Raw genomic sequence first — 18,476 nt, 5'->3', positions numbered from 1 at the left:
ATCCATGCGGATTCTGTAAAAGGATCGCGGGGGTTTTTCTGTTTGAAGCGCTATGTTTTTTATGACATAATCGAACATCGAAATTTGGTCCGCCCTTTGAGATGTTTATTCCGTGGAGCCGTGTGGGCTGCAGGGTTCGATCGGCGGGCGGATTCGATCTGGAGCCTTTGTGCATGGAGTCTTTTTTCAAGCTGAAAACGACTGCCGAAGTCGTAGCCCTGATCAACGCCTTCGATCCTTTGGATGAGGAAAGCCTGCCGGTCGACAAGGCCTTTGGCCGCGTACTTAGGCGGGATTTCCTTGCCCCGGAAGACCTGCCGGCCTTTTTCAAATCTGCGATGGACGGGTTTGCCGTCCGGGCCAGAGACACCTTCGGGGCTTCCGAGGGACTCCCGGCCCTTCTGAATCTGGCTGGAGAGGTTCGTATGGGCGCTGCTCCCAAGGTCAAGGTGGGGGAGCAGGAGGCCGTGCGGATTGCCACGGGCGGCATGCTGCCCGACGGTGCCGACGGGGTGGTCATGGTGGAGTATGCGGAGCTGCTGGACGAAACGACCCTGGAGGTTTCACGGCCGATCGCGCCCCTTGAGAATGTCATCCAGCCGGGAGACGATTTCAGGAAGGGCGTGCTGGTGATCCCGAAGGGCGTGCGCCTGCGCATGCAGGAGATCGGGGCACTGGCCGGTTTCGGTTGCGCGGAGGTTTCGGTCCACCGGCGTCCGGTGGTCGGGATCATTTCGACGGGCGATGAGATCGTCCCCTCTGATGCGCTGCCGTCTCCCGGCCAGGTGAGAGACATCAACCGCTATACGCTGGAGGCCTTCTGCCTCCGCCACGGTGCGGAGCCGCAGCATTTCGGGATCTGTCCGGACCGGTTCGAGGCCCTCGAGGGCAAGATGACGGAGGCCCTGGGGCTTTGCGACACCGTCTGGGTATCGGGGGGCAGTTCGGTCGGCATGCGCGACTTGACCCTTTCCGTCCTGGAGGCCCTGCCCGGGTTCGAACTGCTTGTCCACGGGGTCTCCATCAGCCCGGGCAAACCGACCATTCTCGGCCGTTGCGGCGGCAAGCCTTTCGTGGGGCTGCCCGGGCATGTCGCCTCGGCGCTGGTGGTGGCGGAGGTTTTTCTGCGCCCGCTGCTCGGAAGGCTTTCCGGGGTGGCCGCAGAGGCTGAGGAGCGGCCGAAGGAGGTCTCGGCCCGCCTGGCGCGCAACATCGAATCCGTCACGGGCCGAGAAGATTACGTCCGCGTCAGGCTTTTCGACGACGCAGGAACCCTGGCGGCCGAGCCCGTTTTCGGGAAATCCGGCCTCATATCCACGCTGATCCGTGCCGACGGGCTCGTGAAGATCGGTTTGCACACCGAGGGGCTTTATCAGGGGGAGACCGTGCGTGTCACGCTGCTCGAGTGACGGAAGGAGATCGGGGCTTGAAGAGAAACGTCTATCTGGACATGAAGACCATCGAAGAGGCGCAAGGCCTCTTTCTCGAGCGTTTCGGCCGCGGCAGGCGAACGGAGGCCGAGCGAGTCGAGGTGAGCGAGGCTCTGGGAAGGATCACCGCCGAGCCGGTCTTCGCCCGCTGGTCCGTGCCGACTTACCACTCGGCGGCCATGGACGGGGCGGCGGTCCGTGCCGCGGATACTTACGGGGCGACCGAAACGCGGCCGCGCCGGCTCGAGATCGGAAAGGAGGCCGTCTGGATCAACACGGGCCAGCCCATGCCGGCGGGGTTCAACGCCGTCATCATGATCGAAAAGATCCACACCCTGGACGCGGACCGGATCGAGATCAGGGCCTCCGCCTACCCGTGGCAGAACGTGCGCAAGGTGGGCGAGGACGTCGTCGCCAGCCAGTTGCTCTTTACGCAGGATCACCGTATCCGGCCCTGTGACATCGGTGCGCTGATCAGCGCCGGGGTCTTCGAACTGCTGGTCCGGCGCCGCCCGCTGGTCGCGATCATCCCGACAGGCACCGAGATCGTTCCTTTCGAGGAGGCCCGGAGGATCGATGCGCCAGAGGGCACGCAGATCGTGGAGTCCAACGCGCATCTTCTCTCGGCTCTGGTCGAGGAGTGCGGCGGCGAGGCCGTGATCTGTCCGGTGGCGCCGGATCAGGAGGACCGCGTCCGTCAGGCGCTCCAGATGGCCCTTGATCTGAACCCCCAAGTGGTGATAGTCAATGCAGGATCCTCCGCCGGCAGCAAGGACTTCACCGCGCACGCCATCGGTTCGATGGGCGAGATCCTGGTCCACGGCGTGGCGATGATGCCGGGGAAGCCGACGATCCTGGCCGATGTCGGCGGCAGACCCGTTGTAGGAAACCCCGGGTACGCCGTCTCGTCCGTCCTTTCCTTCGAGCATTTCGTCAAACCGCTCCTCTACCGTCTGCAGGGGCGTCGCTTGCCGGCGGGGCAGACCGTGGCGGTTACGCCGGTGAGAGATATCCCTTCGAAACCGGGGGTCGAGGAGTTTCTCCGCGTCAATATCGGCCAGGTAGGCGGCCGTTATGTCGCCGTGCCGCTGCCGAGGGCGGCCGGGTCCATCACGAGTCTGACCCGGGCCGAGGGCCTGATCAGGGTGCCTCTTCTGACGGAGGGGATCTCCCGTAAGGAGACGGTGGAGGCGATGCTCCTCGTGGACCGTGAAGAGTTGAGCCGGACGGTGGTGATGATCGGAAGCCACGACATGACCATCGACATCCTGGCCGACGAACTCCGCCGGCTGGGCCTCCCGGCCCGGATCGTTTCGGGGAATGTGGGAAGTGTGGGGGGGTTGCTGGCCCTCAAGAAGGGGTCGTGCCACATGGCCGGTTCGCATCTCCTGGATGTGGAATCCGGCCGGTACAATTTGCCCTACATCGAGCGCTACTTGAAGGAAGTGCCGGTGAGCGTCTTTCACCTCGCCTTGAGGGATCAGGGACTGATGGTCGCCAAGGGCAACCCCAAGGGGATCGAGGGCCTTCAGGATTTGACGCGGCCGGACGTCCTGTTCGTCAATCGGCAGGCCGGTTCGGGAACGCGGGTTCTCCTCGATTACAGCCTCCAATCGGCCGGTATTGATTCTGCCGGCGTCAGGGGGTATGATCAGGAGGAATTCACGCACACGGCAGTGGCCGTGGATGTCGTGAGCGGGGTGGCGGATTGCGGGATGGGGATCTTCGCCGCCGCCAAGGCGCTGGACCTCGATTTTATCCCCGTTGTGCGGGAGCAGTACGATGTCGTGGTGCTGCGCGAGGCGCTCGAGTCCGAGGCGGTCCGGATGGCGCTCGAAACGATGCGGTCCGGGGATTTTCGACGGCGTGTCACGGCGATGGGGGGCTACGACCCCTCTCGAAGCGGTGAACTCTGGCAGGAGGTGGGTTGAGGTGGAGGAACGTAAAGCACAGCCGGACAGCAAGGGCGCCGAAGCCCTGCGCTTGAAGACGCGGCTTTGGATCGTCGATGAAAACGATCGTATCATCATGGGCGAAGGCCGGAGAGAAATCCTCGAAACGATCGACAAGACCGGGTCCATCAACCAGACGGCCAAGCTCATGAAGATGTCCTACAAGGCGGTCTGGGGCAAGATCAAGGCGACCGAAAAGACGCTGGGGCGGCGCATCGTGCACACCGACCGCAAAGAAGGGACGCATCTGACCGATGCCGGACGGGAACTCTTGGAAAAGTACCGGGTCCTGAAAGAGCAGTGCATCGCCGAAGAAAACCGGATGTTTTCGAAGCTGTTCAGGGGCCAGGCGCCGAGCTGAGGGGGGAGCTTCGCGCCATATGCGGACTGGGCGCTCGGTTTTGAACGTCCCCGGTCAGGAGGAGATGATGAAGGTCAACAAGCTGGATCATATTTGTATCGCCGTCCGGGATCTGGACGCGGCTAAAAAGGTTTGGGAGCCGGTTCTCGGCAAGAGCGGACCGGACGATGCCTACGTCGATGAGCCGGAGAAGATCCGCGTGGCGCGGTATTGGGTCGGCGAAGTGGGTTTCGAGTTGATGGAGTCGACGACGCCGGATGGCCCGGTGGCCAAGTGGATCGACAAGCACGGCGAGGGGGTGATGCTTGTGAGCCTGAACGTGGACGACACCCGCAAGGCCGTCGAGGAGCTTCAATCGAAGGATTACCCCTTCATTCCCACCCCGGACGGGGAGGTGGCAAGGCCTTTCCGGGACTGCGAATTCGCCTTCGTTCATCCCAAAAAGATGAACAACGTTCTGCTCGAAGTGATCGACTACAAATGGGATGAATTGAAGAAATAGACCGAGGGTATATGATGTCCAGTCAACTAGTCTCTATTCCGACCGCTCGTACGATCAACTATCTGCGTGTTTCGATAACGGACCGGTGCAATCTGCGCTGCTGCTACTGCATGCCCGAGGGCGGTGTTCCGGTGATGCCGCACGACGAGATCCTTTCTTACGAAGAAATGCTCCGGTTGATCGGGGTCTTCGTCCAGGGCGGGATCCGGAAAGTCCGCATCACCGGCGGCGAACCGCTGGTCCGGAAGGATTCCGTGGACCTGCTGGGCAGGCTTCACCAAATGCCTGGGCTGGAAGAGGTGACCCTGACGACCAATGGGGTGCTCCTGAAGGAATTCGCCGCGCAACTCAAGAAGAGCGGCGTCAGCCGACTCAACATCAGCCTCGACTCCCTCAAGCCGGAGCGTTTCGCGCGGATCACACGGCGGGACCGGTTCGAAGACGTTGTCGCCGGGATTCATCTGGCCGAGAGCCTTGGGTTCGATCCGATCAAGATCAACGTGGTGATGATGCGGGGTGTGAACGATGACGAGATCGGGGATTTTTTTCGGCTGGCCAAGGAGCGTCCCTATCAGATCCGCTTCATCGAGTACATGCCGGTTGGTGCTGCCAACAGCTGGGATCCGGCCCAGTTCGTCTCGTCGAAGGAGATTTACGAGACCATTTCGCAGTTCGGCCGGCTGGAGCCGCTGGAGGCCGGGATGCTCGACGGCCCTGCGCGGTGTTACCGGGTGGTCGAAGGGGCCGGTCAAATCGGTTTAATCAGCGCCCTGAGCGACCACTTCTGCGAGCGCTGCAACCGCCTGCGCCTCACCGCGGACGGACAGCTGAGGACCTGCCTTTTCTCCGACGCCGAGGTGTCCCTCAAGGCCCCGTTGCGGCAGGGCGGCTCGGACGAGGAACTCCTCGACCTCATCAGGCTGGCGATCAAAAACAAGCCCAAAGGGCACGGGCTGCAGCGGGTGCGTCCTGAGGCCTGCCTGCGTCAGATGTCCCGAATCGGCGGATAATCAACCCCAGCGTAATCCTGCCCTCGAAATCCGCACAGCCATCCCGAGGGCCGCACCCTGTTCGAAAGGAGTGTTGATACGACGATGCCCGAAACGATCGCGGCGCCGCCGGTGGTTGCATTTGTCGGCTGGTCGGATACCGGAAAGACGACCTTCATCGAAAAGCTGATACCGGTCCTGGTGAAGTCCGGTCTGCGTGTTGGGACCGTCAAACACCACAAGAGCGGATTCGAGATGGACCGCGCCGGAAAGGACAGCTGGCGCCACAAACAGGCGGGCGCCGCGGCGACGCTCGTATCCTCCCCGGTGCGGATCGGGATGGTGCAGGATGTGGACCATGATTACACCCTGGATGAATTGCTCCCTTTCTTCAGAAATGTCGACCTCGTTCTGGCCGAGGGTTACAAGCACGAGGCTGAGAAGAAGATCGAGGTGTTTCGGCCTCTTTCTGCGGGGTTCAAACCGCTTTGTGCGAACGACCGCCACCTGATCGCTCTGGTGAGCGATCTGCCGCTGGACCTGGGCGTGCCGCGCTTCGGCCTGGAGGATGCGGGTGGTGTGGCGCAGTTCCTGGCGGCCTTTTTCGAACTTACCCCACGCAAATAGAGTTTCCATCCGGAAATGGTCTTTTTGGCCCATCTCGGTGTCAATCTGGACGTTTGCTTGTGCGGCGACCCGCAGATCGCCTTCGCGCAAACGCCTAATTTTATTGATGTTGGCCAAACCGGGACCCGCCGCGAAGCGTGTAAATAAAAATCCTCATTTCCGGATGGGAAACTGGGTTCTACCGGGAAATCATTTCCGGATGGGATTTGGATAAGGATCTTTTTCGGTACGGGAGATTTTTCTTGTATCTTTAGATATAGAAAAATAACATATAGGGTTATGTGTTTAGAGCCTCCTCCAGTGTGAACATGGAAACGTTCATGTACGGGAGGCTTTCGTGTATCCTGATGCGGGTGCAGCGGAGAGCGGGTCTCCAACTCCGCAGGGTGTTTCGAAGAGGTTTGGTCGGCAGGCTGAAAAGAACCGCCTGCCGGGAACGTTTGGCCGGAGTTCGGCCGGGGAGAGAAAATGATCCAGGTTCCGCTCGTTGCCCAAGGGCCCGCCGTCGTTTTCGCGGCGGGTGCCCCTGGGGGGGATATCCTTCATATGGTGCTCAGCGCCGGTCTGATGGTCAAGCTGGTGTTGCTGATTTTGCTGGTCTTCTCGGTTGTTTCATGGGCCATCATCCTGATAAAGGCACGCCTTCTGCGCAAGGCCCGCAAGGAAACGGAAAGTTTTCTGGACCTGTTCAAGGAGGGCCTGGAGCTCAAAAAGATATTCATGGCGGCCGAGAGCTACGGCTTCAGTCCGGTGGCACGCCTGTTCAGATCCGGATATGCGGAATTCAACCGGCTGAAAAAGATCGAACTCTCACTGGCCGCTGAAGAGGGGCACGTCGCTGATTCCGGATCTCTTGTCTGGTCCAAGCAAACCATGATGGACAACCTGAATCGGGCCCTGGAAAAAGAGGTGATCGAGCAGGTGAACCGATTCGAGGATTCCCTCGGTTTTCTGGCGACGACAGGAAATGCGGCGCCTTTTGTGGGACTTTTCGGAACGGTTTGGGGTATCATGGAGTCATTCCACTCCATCGGTCTGAAAGGGGCAGCCAATCTCGCCGTTGTTGCGCCCGGGATCTCCGAGGCGCTGGTGGCGACAGCGGCAGGACTGGCCGCTGCGATTCCTGCGGTCGTGGCCTTCAATGCCTTCAACCGCCGGGTTTCAGCGTTGAGGGTGGATATGGATATCTTTACCGCCGATTTTCTGAGCATGGTCGAAAGGCAGCTGCTCAAGCGCCAGACCATCGGGCGGCCGGTGCGATAGAGGGTGGGATGGGACACATCGGCGATCAAAAAAAGTTCATGTCGGAGATCAATGTCACCCCCCTGGTGGACGTCATGCTGGTGCTCTTGATCATTTTCATGGTTACGACACCCATGCTCATGCAGGGGGTCGATGTCAATCTGCCGAAGACCGATGCCCGCCCCATCAAGACGAAGGAGGATCCGCTGATCATCACCATTCAGAAAGACCAGAAGATCCTTTTCGAAGACCACGAGATGCCGATGGAAGGTCTGGAAACCAAGATCAGCAAGATCTTCGAGAACCGACGGGATAAAGAGGTGCTCCTCCGCGCCGACCGTGACGTGTCCTACGGCTTTGTCATGCAGGTCATCGCGCGGGTCAAGGCGGCGGGGATCGACAAACTCGGTATGGTAACCGAACCACTTGAGTGAGGCCCGGAATGTCCTGGGTGATGCGCGGGCGGGCTGCGGGGGCGATGCAGCCGAATTGGCCGTCGATGCTGCTGATATCCGCCCTGCTCCATGTGTGCGCATTTGCAGTGCTCCTGCTCGTTCCGGGTGCGATGCCTACGCGCGATATCAAAGGCACGGTTTACGAGGTGAGCCTGGTGGATTTGCCGAACCGGCTCGGTTCTCCGGACAAGGCGCCGAAGGCGGGCAAGGGTGAGCCGGCGGCATTGCCGAAGGCCGCCGCCCCGAAACCAGCCGCCTCCAAGCCGTTGGTTGCGCCTAAACCTCTGCCCCCCCAGCCGCCGGCAGTGAAGAAGATCGCCCCGGTGAAAAAGGCACCGGAAAAGGTCGTTCCAATCGCCAAGCGGACGATCGAAAAACCGGTCAAAGCGGACAAGCCTCCGGAGGCGAGCCTTGCAAAGCGTGTCGACGAGGCGCTTTCCAAGATCGAAAAGCAGGCGGCGGAGAGAAGGCAGAGGGAGGAGGCGGAGCGTGCGAAGCGCGAGGCGGCGGAGCGTGCGAGGCGGGACGCGAAAAAGGCCGCCGCCCGGGATGAAAACCTGATCGACAGCGCCGTCGCCCGTCTGGAGGAGCGCCTGCGGACCAGCGGGGGCGGAAGCGGGGAGGGGGGTTCTGCTGGCGGTGGCGGACCGGTGCAGGGAATTTCCCTGCGCATCTATGAAATGGAGGTGACGAGTTGGATCAAGAGCAACTGGTCTTACCCCGTCGCACTGACGGAGCCCGATCAGCGGAAGGACCTGATGGCGGTCGTGCTGGTGAAGGTCAAGAATGACGGGACGGTTTTGGATGTCATGTTGAAGGAGCCTTCGAAAAACCCAGTGTTCGATCAATCGGTGCTGAAGGCGGTCGAGCGTTCCGATCCGTTGCCGCCGTTTCCAGAGGGGTTCAATCGGCCCATCGGGGAGTTTGAAATCACGTTTAATCTGAGTGAATTCGAGGGGATGTAATTTTTGCTCGGTAAGGGGTTAGCAGGATGTCTTTTGTTTTTCCGTTGAGCCGGCTGTTGGCGGTTGTTGCAGTCGGTGTGTTGCTTTTTCCGGGTGTGGTGCTGTTCCCTTTTTCCGCGGATGCTTCCGCCCGTTTTTATATTGATATCAACGCGCCTTCCACGCCGCGATTCAAGATCGCCATTCCCGATTTCCTCAATCTGGGAGGTGAGGCGCCAAAGGGTGTTTTTACGGATCCACTGGACAGCATCATGTCCAATGATCTCGATTTGAGCGGATTCTTCGAGCCGATGGACAAAGGCGCCTTTCTCGAGGCGCCGGGGGATGCCGGGAACCTGGATGTGACGCAGTTCAAGAACTGGTCCGTTATTGGTGCAGAGCTTCTTCTCAAAGGTGGATACCGTCTTGAGGGGGACGAACTCGAGATCGACGTAAAGCTCTACGATGTCTTCTCCGGTCGCCAAATTTTGGGGAAGCGGATGACGGGCCGGGCTGCCGGCCACCGGTATCTCGTTCACCGTTTGGCGGGCGAGATCATCAAACTCCTTACCGGGAACGAAGGGATATTTCAGAGCAAGTTGGCCTTCGTCGGAACGGCGACCGGGAACAAGGAAATCTACGTATGCGACTTCGACGGCTATAACCCGGTTCAGATCACCCGTGACAAGAGCATCGCGCTTCTTCCGCGGTGGTCTCCCGACGGAGGAAATATCCTTTTCACCTCTTACAAAGACGGCGGCGGCCCTAAGCTTTATCTCAAAGAGTGGCCCGGAGGGGCTGTCAGACGAATCTCGGGTGATGCCGGCCTGAACATCGGGGCCGGGTGGGCCCCGGATGGCCGGAGCATCGCCCTGACCCGCAGCGGCAAAGGAAGTCCGGATATCTATCTGATCGATCCGAAGGGGAAAAACATCAGGCAGCTTACGAACCACTGGGGCATCGACGTTTCGCCGACCTTTTCCCCTGACGGCAGCCGGATCGCTTTCGTATCGAATCGGTCGGGATCACCGCAAATTTACGTGAAGGACCTCCGCTCCGGCTCGGAGGAGCGGATTACGTTTGAAGGCAGATACAATACGTCACCCTCGTGGTCCGCTCTCGACCGTATTGCTTATGTGTCCATGCAGGACGGGAATTTCGATATCTTTGCCATCGACCCGGACGGAAGGCGGCTGATGCGTTTGACGGACGGCCAGGGAAACAACGAGGATCCCTGCTGGTCTCCGGACGGGCGCTATTTGGCGTTCAGCTCGAACCGTACCGGGCGCTATCAGATATATATGATGACTGCAAACGGTCAGAACCAAAAGAGGCTTACCTCCGGCGCGGGTGAACAGACGGCGCCGTCGTGGGCCCCTTAGCCTTAACCTTTGTCTTTGTGTTTTACAGTTTGTATACGGGGCTGGTTTATCCTTAAAGCGGGAGGAGACCGCGGCCGGTCCTTTTCGTTGGTGCCCATTCGAAAGCACGCGTCACTGCACAGCCGAACTTTGATCCACAAATATAGACGGGGTTCCTGGTGGTTTCTGGGAGATCTATCCGCGTGTTGGAGATGTTCTCCAAGATGACCAGACAGGCGAAAACACCAGTTGGCGTTGGAGCAAAGGTGAAAAAACCGTTTCCGGATGAGTGCGGCTTACCGTGAGGAGATGTTTTCAGCTTGGATACTGACGTGGCACCCATCCAGAACCTTTCGGACTTTTTCGAGGCTTTGGAGCACGATGCAATGTGAGGGGCCGACTTATGAAGGGAGGGATGTGTAGACCCTTGAAATGCATGGGTCAACGTGCTAGAAGTGAACCATTGGAACCAGCTGGTGCCTTGGGAAATGGTGCGAACCGTTTCAGGGCCGGCGAATAAGTTCGGATTTGAAGACCGGCCGAATGGATGGCCGGGAGTGTCTCACACGGAAATTTTAGGGAGGTAGAGTCGCAATGTTTTCGAAACGGTTGTTCGAAATCATGTTATGTTTGGTGTTGGGTGTGGCGCTTTTGTTTACCGTGTCCTGCGCGAAGAAGCAGGTTGCGGTTTCTGACGCCACAGGCGTGAAGTCCGGGGTGGCCGATGACAGTGCAGATCGCGCCAGGGAAGCTGAACGGGCCCGGATGATGGAACTCGAAAGGGCACAGAGGTTGGCCCAGCAGCAGGTGGAGGCCTTTCAGAACGAGCGGATCTATTTTGATTTCGACCGCTCCGACCTTCGGTCTGAAGCCAAAGTCATTTTGCAGAAAAAGGCCGAGTGGCTGAGGTCGAACACGGAATACCGTCTGGTCGTAGAAGGTCATTGCGATGAGCGCGGCACGAACGAGTACAACCTTGCACTGGGTGATCGGCGTGCCAATACGACGAAGGATTACCTCGTGGCGCTCGGCGTGGATGATATGCGGATTTCCACGATCAGCTATGGGGAAGAGAAACCGCTGGATCCGGGGCACAGCGAGGGAGCGTGGAGCCAGAATCGGCGCGCTGAATTCCGCCTGAGCAAATAGTGCTCCTCCGCATCGAGTTTTCGGGCGCTGATGGATTTCCAGTCCGGAAACAGGGAGGTCCAGAGTCCCATATCCGGTGCTTCCTATAAGGTTTGCAGAAGTGGCCCGGGCGATGCCGGGTGTGCGATTCCAAGGATCTTGGATCGTTTTCGGGCCGAGACTGTTCCTGTGCGAAAACCCGGTAGGGCGACAGGTTGATTGTCCCGAAACGGCAGTTGGTTTATTGGGAATGAGGGGTGGCGCCGGACCGTGGTTTGTGCTCCACCCCTCGTTTTCGTCGGATCTGAGGGAGTCTTTCGCTTCGATCCGTGGGTTTGAAGGACATTTGTCGGATGGGGGTAAAGAAGGCATGGTGATATCTGGCTGGATCGAAAGCGGGAAGATGGTTTGTGTTTGTGGACTTATGGCGGCGTTCTTTTTGGGATGCGCCAGCAGCCAGGATGTCCTTTATCTGAATGACCGGGTGGCTGCATTGGATCAACAGTTGACCCAGATGCAGGAGCGCGTCGAGAAGGATGAATTGGGTTCTATCCGCGCTACGCAGGCGGACATGATGACCGATCTCGGGCGGGTCAAGACCGAATTGCAGGAACTGCGCGGCATGACGGAGGAAAACCAACACCTTCTCAAGCACGGCTCTCTCAAGCCGGGCGCTGGGGAAGACCGGGCAGCCACCGGCATCGAAGATCTCAGCCGGCGGGTGGCGGTGCTCGAGAAGGGCTTGCGCCAGGTTCAGGGCTACTTGAATCTGGAAGAGGCATCGGAGTCCCCGGCTGCGGCTTCCGCCGAAAAGACAGCGCCGGCGGATACGGGTGCAAAGGCGCCGGCCGTTGTTGAGGCGGCCAAGCCCCTTCCCTCCGATCAGGTTTTGTATGAGCAGGTCCTGGCGGAGTTCCGGGCTGGGCAGTATGAAAAGGCCATCCAGGGGTTCGACTCGTTTCTGGCCGAATACCCGAAGTCTTCACTGGCCGACAATGCGCAGTTCTGGATAGGCGAATCTTACATGGCTCAGAAGCAGCACGAACAGGCTATCCTCGCGTATCAGAAAGTCATCAAGAATTACCCGAGCGGCAATAAAGTTCCGAGCGCTATGTTGCGCCAGGCTTTGGCATTTTACGAAATCAACGACAAGACGAGTTCGCACCTGCTGCTCCGTCAGATCATGAAAAAATACCCCGACTCCCCGGAGGCCAAGATCGCAAAATCCAAGCTCGAAACACTGAAGTGATTCTACGCTCCAAGCCCCGCGCCGCGCCTTTGTATATGCGCTGTGCTGGGGAAGGAACGGGTTTGTTTAGATCGAGGAATGGGCCGGATGGGGCGGAAAGCGGTTTTGGTCGAACGATAAGGCGTCCGGTGAGGAAAGCGGATTGCCGATTCCAGGACCTGGAGGCTTAAGATGAGGCTTGATCGGTTGTTTTTTTTGATCCCGATGCTGATGCTGGCGAGTGCGGGGATGTGGGGCAGCTGCGTTGCATGGGCGCAGGACCGGGACCCGTACACCTTGGAGCGGAGCATTGCGGAGGCGATGGAAAACAACCCCGATCTTCGGGCGACGATGGAGACGAAATACCAGGCCGAAATGGCGAAAAAACAAGCTGGTACGGAGTTTTTGCCCAAGGCCAGCACCACCTACGGCTACACCCGCTTCAACGAGGCACCTCAGTTTCGCTCGGATCTTCTGCCGGGAGTCGAGATCAATGTCGGAACGGTCGATAATTATCAGTGGAAAGGAACGGTGACCCAACCTCTCTTTACCGGCTTCGCTTTGACGAGCGCCTATGAACTGGCCAAGTTGGGAGTCGATCAGGCCGAGTTGAACATCGCGAGGGCGAAGCTCGACCTCATTCTGAGCGTCAAGGAAGCGTACTTCAACGTGCTGATCGCCGACAAGGCGGTGTTGGTTGCCGAACAGGCCGTCCAGTCGCTCGAGTCGAACCGTAATGTCGCGGATAATTTCTACAAAGTCGGTATCATCCCGGTCAATGATTTGCTGAAGGCGGAGGTCGAACTAGCGAACGCAAGGCAGAAGCTCGTGGGCGCGCGGAATTCAGCCGTTCTAGCGCGGGCGGCATTCAACAATGTTTTGGGCAGGCCGGTCGCCCTTCCAGTGCAGGTCCAGGACATTTTGGCCTATTCCCCGGAGGAGGGTGATTTCGTTGCCTATGTGTCCAAGGCGCTGAAGAACCGCCCGGAGATGAAGCTGCTCGATACCAATATCCTCCAAGTCGAACAGCAAAAGCGGATCGCCGCGAGCGACTATTATCCTGATGTCGTACTGAGCTATGACTACATCAAAGAGGGCGACTCTCCCGGTGTGTCCGGCAGCCCCTATCATGACGCAAACAGTTGGCAGATCACAGCGGGTCTGACCTGGACCTTCTGGGAGTGGGGCAAAACGCGCTATGCTGTCCATGAAAAGGAAAGCCTCCAGAGGGAGTTGATGCACACCAGGCAGTCCCTGGAAGAAGGCATCGGTCTGGAAGTGAAAAACGCCATGCTGGAAATCAGCACCGCGGCGGAGAATATCCCGACGACGGAGAAGGCTCTGGGCCAGGCGGAAGAGAACCTGCGCGTTAACGAGGAGCGTTACAAGGCGGAGGTGACGACGATTACCGAGGTCCTCGATGCCCAGACCCTTTTGACGGAAGCGCGCGTCAACTACTACCGGGCCCTGTACAACCACAACCTCGCCAAGGCCCGGCTGCAGCGGGCCATGGGAATTGAGTGAAATGACGGTATTTTCCGGAGACTGCCGAGGGTTCCACCATGATCCAGCTTTTCCGGTTGAGCAAGAGTTTCGGGGCCTGCGTCGCACTGAAAGATGTCAACCTGACGCTGAATACCGGAGAGTTCATCTTTTTGACCGGGCCGAGCGGGGCCGGTAAGACGACGCTGCTGCGGCTGATTTTCGGATCGGAGAAGCCGACGAGCGGGGGGATCCTGATCCATGGGATCAACCTGAGCCGGATCAGCCGCTCGAATCTCGACCTGCTTCGCCGTAAGATCGGTTTCGTGTTCCAGGATTTCAAACTGCTGCCCGGCAAGACGGTCTTCGAAAATGTAGCCCTGGCCCTGGAGGTATGCGGCGAGCGCCCGGGAGTGATCCGCAAGAAGACCCACCAGACCCTTCGGTCATTGGGCCTGGCGGACAAGGAGTCCATGTTCCCGCTGGAACTGTCGGGGGGTGAACAGCAGCGGGTGGCGATCGCACGGGCGATCGTCAAGGACCCGCTCATCCTGCTGGCCGATGAGCCAACCGGCAATCTGGATTGGGATCTGACGCTTGAAATCATGCACGTTCTGCGCAAGATCCAGGCGAAAGGGACCACCGTGATCATTGCGACGCACAACCGGGAGCTGCTGGAGGAGATGGGGCATCGACGGATCAGGCTCGATCGGGGTGCCGTTTTGGATGACCCATGAAAATCTATCTGATCGTTTATCTGTTTCGTCAGGCGATGGCCGGTTTGCGCGCCAACCGGATGGTGCAGCTGATCGGGATAGGCACGATGACGGTATCGCTGCTGATCTTCGGTTTTTTCCTTCTCCTTTTCGTCAATCTGAATACCTGGGTCCGCGGTTGGGGTGACAGCCTTTTTGCCTCCGTCTATATTCGGAGCGATGCAGGAGAGCCTGTAAAACAGCAGGTCGAGGGGTTCATCGTGTCCTTCGAGGGCGCGGAATGCGTGCGCACCGTGTCGAGCGAGGAGGCGATGCAGATCTTGCGGAGGGCGCTCGGGGATCAGAAGGAAATCCTGGATGATTTGCCTGATCCCAACCCGCTGCCCACTGCCTTGGACGTGATTTTCAAGGCGACGGAGGTGGACGGGGACGACCTCCTGGAGTTCAAACGGGGTGTCGAGGCGGTACCTGGTGTCGATGAGGTCGTGTTGAGCGAGGATTGGCGCGGGCGGGCTCACGCTTTGCTTGACGTGCTGAGGATTGGAGGCACCGTGCTCGGAGGGCTTCTGGCGGTGGGGGTGCTTTTCATCGTCGTCAATACCATCAAGTTGACGATTTATTCACGCCGGGAAGAGATCGAAATCTCGAAACTGGTCGGGGCCACCGACTGGTTTGTCAAGACGCCCTTCCTCCTCGAGGGTCTGGTGCAGGGGGTTTTGAGCGGGGCCGCGTCTCTGGGGATCCTCTATCTGAGCTATCTGCTCCTTTCCGCGAGGGAGATCCGGTGGATGGATATCCCGGTTCTGGAGGTCGTGTTTGTTCCTCCGCACCTGTTGTTAGCCCTTTTCGCCGGCAGCATGCTGTTAGGGGTTTTTGGCAGTCTGATCGCTGTGAGCCGTTTCTTCGACGTATGAGAGGTTTTTTAACCGCCGGCCGGATTTTCCAGGTGGTGATCGTCATGGGTGCCTTCTGGCTTTGGGGCTCCCCCGGGATGTCCCGGGCGGCGGATAATGCGGTGCGCCGGCTCGATCAGATTGAGGCCCACCTTTCGGAGGAGGCCCAGAAACTCGACGCCGCCCAGCTGCGTGAAAAAGACCTGCTGGTCGAGTTGTCCATGCTGCAGGACGAGGTCCGATCCGGTGAGAAGGCCCTGGATCGCCTGAAAAGCGAACAGCGGGCATTGGAGCAGGAAATCGAATCCCGGAAGGAAGCCCTCGCGGGGATGGAGGATGCGGCCGCTGCCATAGGAGCGCAGCTCGCCCGAAGACTGACCGTCTTTTATAAGTTTGCCCGGGAAGGTTATCTGAAGACGATTTTCTCGTCCCAGGGTCTGCGTGAACTGCTGCATCTGATCAAATACCTGAAGGTGATGGTCAGCCGTGACGGGAGGGAATTACAGTGGCTCGTGGAAGAGTCCTCAGCCGGCAGACAGAAGATTGCCGAACTCGAGGCCGGCTTGGAGGATGCCCTGAAGCGGTATCAGGCCCTCGAACAGCAGGCCGTTGCGCTGCAGAAAGAGCTGGAGGGCAGGGTTCTCGATCTTGTGAAGGTCCATCAGGAAAAGGATTTTTACGAGACGGCCGTGAGGGAACTCGAGGCGGCCGCCAAGGAAATGAAGGATCGGCTTTTGATGCTGGAAGAAGAAGAATCGCCGTCGAAAGAACGTGCTTTTTCGGATTTTGAGAGGGCCAGAGGAAGTCTGCAGCCTCCTCTGCCCGGAGAGATTGTTTCCGCTAGAGACTTCTTGAGCAAGAACGACCTCGATCAGCGCAAGGGCGTCTTCATCCGTGGGGACGAGGACACGGTGAAAGCCGTTTTCCCCGGCCGGATTGATTTTTCTGGAAGGCTGAAAGGATACGGTGATATGATTATCATGAATCACGGACGCCGATTTTATACCGTTATGGGCCAGTTGGCCGAGCGGCGCAGAAAGACGGGAGAGTGGGTGGAGGCGGGGGAGGTTTTGGGCTCAGTCAAAGGTGGAGGACCGCTCTACTTCGAGATCAGGACGGGAACGGAGAACCTCGACCCGCGTGAATGGTTCGGTCTGCCATGACGGTTTGTTCTGCCTGAAGCTGAGGGCGAAGGTCCGGGCGTATGAGATGTAGGCAGGGTGATCGATAAAGTTGTGGCAAGCGGTCTTTCCCTGCCCCGGCTAAGCCGGTGGAAAGATCTTCCTGTTTTCGTCTGGACCTGTGGAGAGGAATCAAATGGGCGGCGCCCCTCCTGCAGCGGGGGCGAGGAGAAACGAATGCATCAGTTTGCGAAAAGATTCGGCAGGTATTTTGGGTTGGCGTGTCTGGTCACCCTGGGGTTTTTCCTTTTGAACGGCCGGCATGACTCTGTGCGTGCCGGGACCGACGATGTCTACAAGAACCTCGAGATCTTCGCGGAGGTCCTGCGCGAGGTGGAACAGAACTATGTGGAACCGAAGGATGCTCAGACACTGATCTATGGTGCCATCAAAGGGATGGTTGGGAGTCTCGATCCCCATTCCTCCTTCATGACACGGGAGGAGCATCAGGAGTTGATGCAGGAGACCCAGGGCAGTTTTACGGGGATCGGCATCGAGATCACCCTGAAAGATGATGTGCTGACCGTCGTTTCTCCTATCGAGGGAACCCCGGCCTACGACGCCGGATTGCAGGCGGGGGACAAGATCATTAAAGTGGAAGACAAATTCACCAAAGATATGACTCTGACCGAGGCGGTCAAGATGATCCGCGGTCCACGGGGCACGGAAGTCCATTTGACCATCATCCGTGAGGGGGAAGATGCCCCCCTGGAATTCGCCATCAAAAGGGATGTCATTCCCCTTAAGAGTGTCAAGGTCTTCAGGCTGACCCCGGATATCGGTTATGCCCGGGTTTCCACGTTCCAAAGCAAAACGGCTGAAGAGCTATCTCAGGCGCTGGACGGCCTGGAGCAGACTGGGGAGTTGAAAGGGCTTATCCTCGATTTGCGGAACAACCCCGGCGGCCTTTTGTCCCAGGCCATAGACGTCTCGGACCTTTTTCTCGATTCCGGATCCATCGTGACGACCAAGGGGCGGATTTCTTCCCAGAACATCGAGGCGAGCGCGCACCGGGACGGTCACCCGAGGCCGTACCCCGTTGCTGTGCTGGTGAACGGGGGGAGCGCCAGCGCGGCCGAGATCGTGGCCGGGGCGTTGCAGGACAACGGCCGCGCACTGGTCGTGGGTACCAGGACCTTTGGCAAGGGGTCGGTCCAGACCATTCTGCCTCTTTCGGATGGCTCCGGGTTGAGGCTGACCACTTCTTTATATTACACTCCCAGCGGACGGTCGATTCAGTCGAGCGGGATCATGCCGGATGTGGAAGTGCCCTTTGTCAGGTCTGAGAAGGATAAGGCCAAAGAAGACATCTCGCTCATGATGCGTGAAGAGGACCTGGAGGGACACCTGCCTTCCGAGAAATCTGATGGGGAGGAAGGCGGCGAAAAGGATGCCAAAGACCCGGGAGAGGAGGCCGCACAGGTCCTCCTTGAACAAGACAATCAAGTTCGGTATGCCTTGGATCTGCTGAAAAGCTGGAAGGTTTTTTCCAGGATAAAGTCGGCATCCTGATATTGTCCGAACCGGCAGGAAAACATGGCCCCAAGGGGTACTCTAGATCATACGGAAATGATTTTGCGGTAGGACTCGGTTTCCAATCCGGAAATGAGGATTTTTCTTCACACCCTTCGGGTGCTCAGTCCCACCGCTTCGCGGCGGGTTCCGGTTTGGCCAATATCAAGGAAATCAAGCGTTTGTGCGGAGGCGACCTGCAGGTCGCCGCACAAGCAAACGTGCAGGTTGACGCCGAGATTGGCCAAAAAGACCATTTCCGGATGGAAACTCTCTAGGGTGTTGGAGGACGGGCGCGTGGATCGGCGCACGGTTCTGGTGTCTGGTTGGGAGCGAAAAGGAGAACGAAAAGAAAACCCCGGAAGCGCACAAAGCGGTCAAAATTCCGTCCGTTGACCATTGGGCTTTTCCTCGCCTTTCTTGGCCTGGTGGCTTTCTCGTTATGGGTTTTTCGGGACAAGGGGTTTACCGGG

The 18,476-nt window shown here is 58.7% G+C and carries 18 protein-coding genes; all 18 read left to right on the top strand.

The features are described 5' to 3' along the window. The first annotated feature begins 173 nt into the window (after positions 1-173). The 18 genes from H567_RS0114635 (at position 174) to H567_RS29880 (ending at position 18,281) form a co-directional block, all read left to right on the top strand. Positions 174-1,409: a molybdopterin molybdotransferase MoeA gene (locus H567_RS0114635; RefSeq protein WP_028321974.1), complete on the top strand. Its 1,236-nt coding sequence runs from the start codon at positions 174-176 to the stop codon at positions 1,407-1,409. Positions 1,410-1,426: 17 nt separating this feature from the next. Then, positions 1,427-3,361 (top strand): molybdopterin biosynthesis protein, encoded by a 1,935-nt coding sequence (locus tag H567_RS0114630; RefSeq protein WP_028321973.1) that lies wholly within the window; start codon positions 1,427-1,429, stop codon positions 3,359-3,361. Between the two features lies 1 nt (position 3,362). Beyond that, a complete protein-coding gene (locus tag H567_RS25130; RefSeq protein WP_051184920.1) occupies positions 3,363-3,743 on the top strand; it encodes a winged helix-turn-helix domain-containing protein in 381 nt (126 codons plus the stop codon). A gap of 67 nt (positions 3,744-3,810) precedes the next feature. Further along, on the top strand, positions 3,811-4,245 hold the full coding sequence (locus H567_RS0114620; RefSeq protein WP_028321972.1) for a VOC family protein: 435 nt from the start codon (positions 3,811-3,813) through the stop codon (positions 4,243-4,245). A gap of 11 nt (positions 4,246-4,256) precedes the next feature. Continuing rightward, positions 4,257-5,255 (top strand): GTP 3',8-cyclase MoaA, encoded by a 999-nt coding sequence (moaA, locus tag H567_RS0114615; protein ID WP_208598389.1) that lies wholly within the window; start codon positions 4,257-4,259, stop codon positions 5,253-5,255. Positions 5,256-5,339: 84 nt separating this feature from the next. Next, positions 5,340-5,861 carry a molybdopterin-guanine dinucleotide biosynthesis protein B gene (mobB, locus tag H567_RS0114610; protein WP_028321970.1) on the top strand — a complete coding sequence of 174 codons (522 nt, stop codon included), beginning with the start codon at positions 5,340-5,342 and terminating at the stop codon, positions 5,859-5,861. Positions 5,862-6,329: 468 nt separating this feature from the next. After that, entirely contained in the window at positions 6,330-7,124 is a 795-nt protein-coding gene (gene tolQ / locus H567_RS0114605; protein WP_028321969.1) for a protein TolQ, read from the top strand. 8 nt (positions 7,125-7,132) lie between these two features. Continuing rightward, the gene (gene tolR, locus H567_RS0114600; RefSeq protein ID WP_028321968.1) at positions 7,133-7,537 is read left to right on the top strand and encodes a protein TolR; all 405 of its coding nucleotides are present in this window, start codon (positions 7,133-7,135) and stop codon (positions 7,535-7,537) included. 8 nt (positions 7,538-7,545) lie between these two features. Then, positions 7,546-8,523 carry an energy transducer TonB gene (locus tag H567_RS0114595; protein WP_028321967.1) on the top strand — a complete coding sequence of 326 codons (978 nt, stop codon included), beginning with the start codon at positions 7,546-7,548 and terminating at the stop codon, positions 8,521-8,523. Positions 8,524-8,549: 26 nt separating this feature from the next. After that, positions 8,550-9,884, top strand: coding sequence for a Tol-Pal system beta propeller repeat protein TolB (gene tolB, locus H567_RS0114590; protein WP_084517349.1), 1,335 nt, complete (start codon positions 8,550-8,552; stop codon positions 9,882-9,884). 573 nt (positions 9,885-10,457) lie between these two features. After that, complete coding sequence (pal, locus tag H567_RS0114585; RefSeq protein ID WP_028321965.1) at positions 10,458-11,012, top strand: peptidoglycan-associated lipoprotein Pal; 555 nt, start codon at positions 10,458-10,460, stop codon at positions 11,010-11,012. A gap of 349 nt (positions 11,013-11,361) precedes the next feature. Continuing rightward, positions 11,362-12,240 (top strand): tol-pal system protein YbgF, encoded by an 879-nt coding sequence (gene ybgF / locus H567_RS27345; RefSeq protein WP_051184917.1) that lies wholly within the window; start codon positions 11,362-11,364, stop codon positions 12,238-12,240. A gap of 171 nt (positions 12,241-12,411) precedes the next feature. Continuing rightward, positions 12,412-13,743, top strand: coding sequence for a TolC family protein (locus H567_RS0114575; protein ID WP_028321964.1), 1,332 nt, complete (start codon positions 12,412-12,414; stop codon positions 13,741-13,743). 38 nt (positions 13,744-13,781) lie between these two features. After that, positions 13,782-14,438 (top strand): cell division ATP-binding protein FtsE, encoded by a 657-nt coding sequence (ftsE, locus tag H567_RS0114570; RefSeq protein WP_028321963.1) that lies wholly within the window; start codon positions 13,782-13,784, stop codon positions 14,436-14,438. Next, the gene (locus H567_RS0114565) at positions 14,435-15,331 is read left to right on the top strand and encodes a cell division protein FtsX (protein ID WP_028321962.1); all 897 of its coding nucleotides are present in this window, start codon (positions 14,435-14,437) and stop codon (positions 15,329-15,331) included. The genes ftsE and H567_RS0114565 overlap by 4 nt, the downstream gene beginning before the upstream one ends. Next, positions 15,328-16,473 (top strand): murein hydrolase activator EnvC family protein, encoded by a 1,146-nt coding sequence (locus H567_RS0114560; RefSeq protein WP_028321961.1) that lies wholly within the window; start codon positions 15,328-15,330, stop codon positions 16,471-16,473. The genes H567_RS0114565 and H567_RS0114560 overlap by 4 nt, the downstream gene beginning before the upstream one ends. A gap of 195 nt (positions 16,474-16,668) precedes the next feature. Continuing rightward, complete coding sequence (locus H567_RS0114555; protein WP_028321960.1) at positions 16,669-18,003, top strand: S41 family peptidase; 1,335 nt, start codon at positions 16,669-16,671, stop codon at positions 18,001-18,003. 155 nt (positions 18,004-18,158) lie between these two features. Next, positions 18,159-18,281, top strand: coding sequence for a hypothetical protein (locus H567_RS29880; RefSeq protein ID WP_279614977.1), 123 nt, complete (start codon positions 18,159-18,161; stop codon positions 18,279-18,281). Positions 18,282-18,476 lie beyond the last annotated feature (195 nt).

Source organism: Desulfatiglans anilini DSM 4660 (assembly GCF_000422285.1).
Lineage (GTDB): Bacteria > Desulfobacterota > DSM-4660 > Desulfatiglandales > Desulfatiglandaceae > Desulfatiglans > Desulfatiglans anilini.
The sequence above is the reverse complement of the archived record's forward strand: the minus strand, read 5'-3'. Positions and strand labels throughout refer to the sequence as shown.

Coding starts and splice junctions, on each gene's coding strand:
- H567_RS0114595 (WP_028321967.1), top strand. CDS start 7,546: ATGTCCTGGGTGATGCGCGGGCGGGCTGCGGGGGCGATGCAGCCGAAT.
- pal (WP_028321965.1), top strand. CDS start 10,458: ATGTTTTCGAAACGGTTGTTCGAAATCATGTTATGTTTGGTGTTGGGT.
- H567_RS0114575 (WP_028321964.1), top strand. CDS start 12,412: ATGAGGCTTGATCGGTTGTTTTTTTTGATCCCGATGCTGATGCTGGCG.
- H567_RS0114555 (WP_028321960.1), top strand. CDS start 16,669: ATGCATCAGTTTGCGAAAAGATTCGGCAGGTATTTTGGGTTGGCGTGT.
- moaA (WP_208598389.1), top strand. CDS start 4,257: ATGATGTCCAGTCAACTAGTCTCTATTCCGACCGCTCGTACGATCAAC.
- tolR (WP_028321968.1), top strand. CDS start 7,133: ATGGGACACATCGGCGATCAAAAAAAGTTCATGTCGGAGATCAATGTC.
- ftsE (WP_028321963.1), top strand. CDS start 13,782: ATGATCCAGCTTTTCCGGTTGAGCAAGAGTTTCGGGGCCTGCGTCGCA.
- ybgF (WP_051184917.1), top strand. CDS start 11,362: ATGGTGATATCTGGCTGGATCGAAAGCGGGAAGATGGTTTGTGTTTGT.
- H567_RS0114565 (WP_028321962.1), top strand. CDS start 14,435: ATGAAAATCTATCTGATCGTTTATCTGTTTCGTCAGGCGATGGCCGGT.
- tolB (WP_084517349.1), top strand. CDS start 8,550: ATGTCTTTTGTTTTTCCGTTGAGCCGGCTGTTGGCGGTTGTTGCAGTC.
- tolQ (WP_028321969.1), top strand. CDS start 6,330: ATGATCCAGGTTCCGCTCGTTGCCCAAGGGCCCGCCGTCGTTTTCGCG.
- H567_RS0114620 (WP_028321972.1), top strand. CDS start 3,811: ATGAAGGTCAACAAGCTGGATCATATTTGTATCGCCGTCCGGGATCTG.
- H567_RS0114560 (WP_028321961.1), top strand. CDS start 15,328: ATGAGAGGTTTTTTAACCGCCGGCCGGATTTTCCAGGTGGTGATCGTC.
- mobB (WP_028321970.1), top strand. CDS start 5,340: ATGCCCGAAACGATCGCGGCGCCGCCGGTGGTTGCATTTGTCGGCTGG.
- H567_RS0114635 (WP_028321974.1), top strand. CDS start 174: ATGGAGTCTTTTTTCAAGCTGAAAACGACTGCCGAAGTCGTAGCCCTG.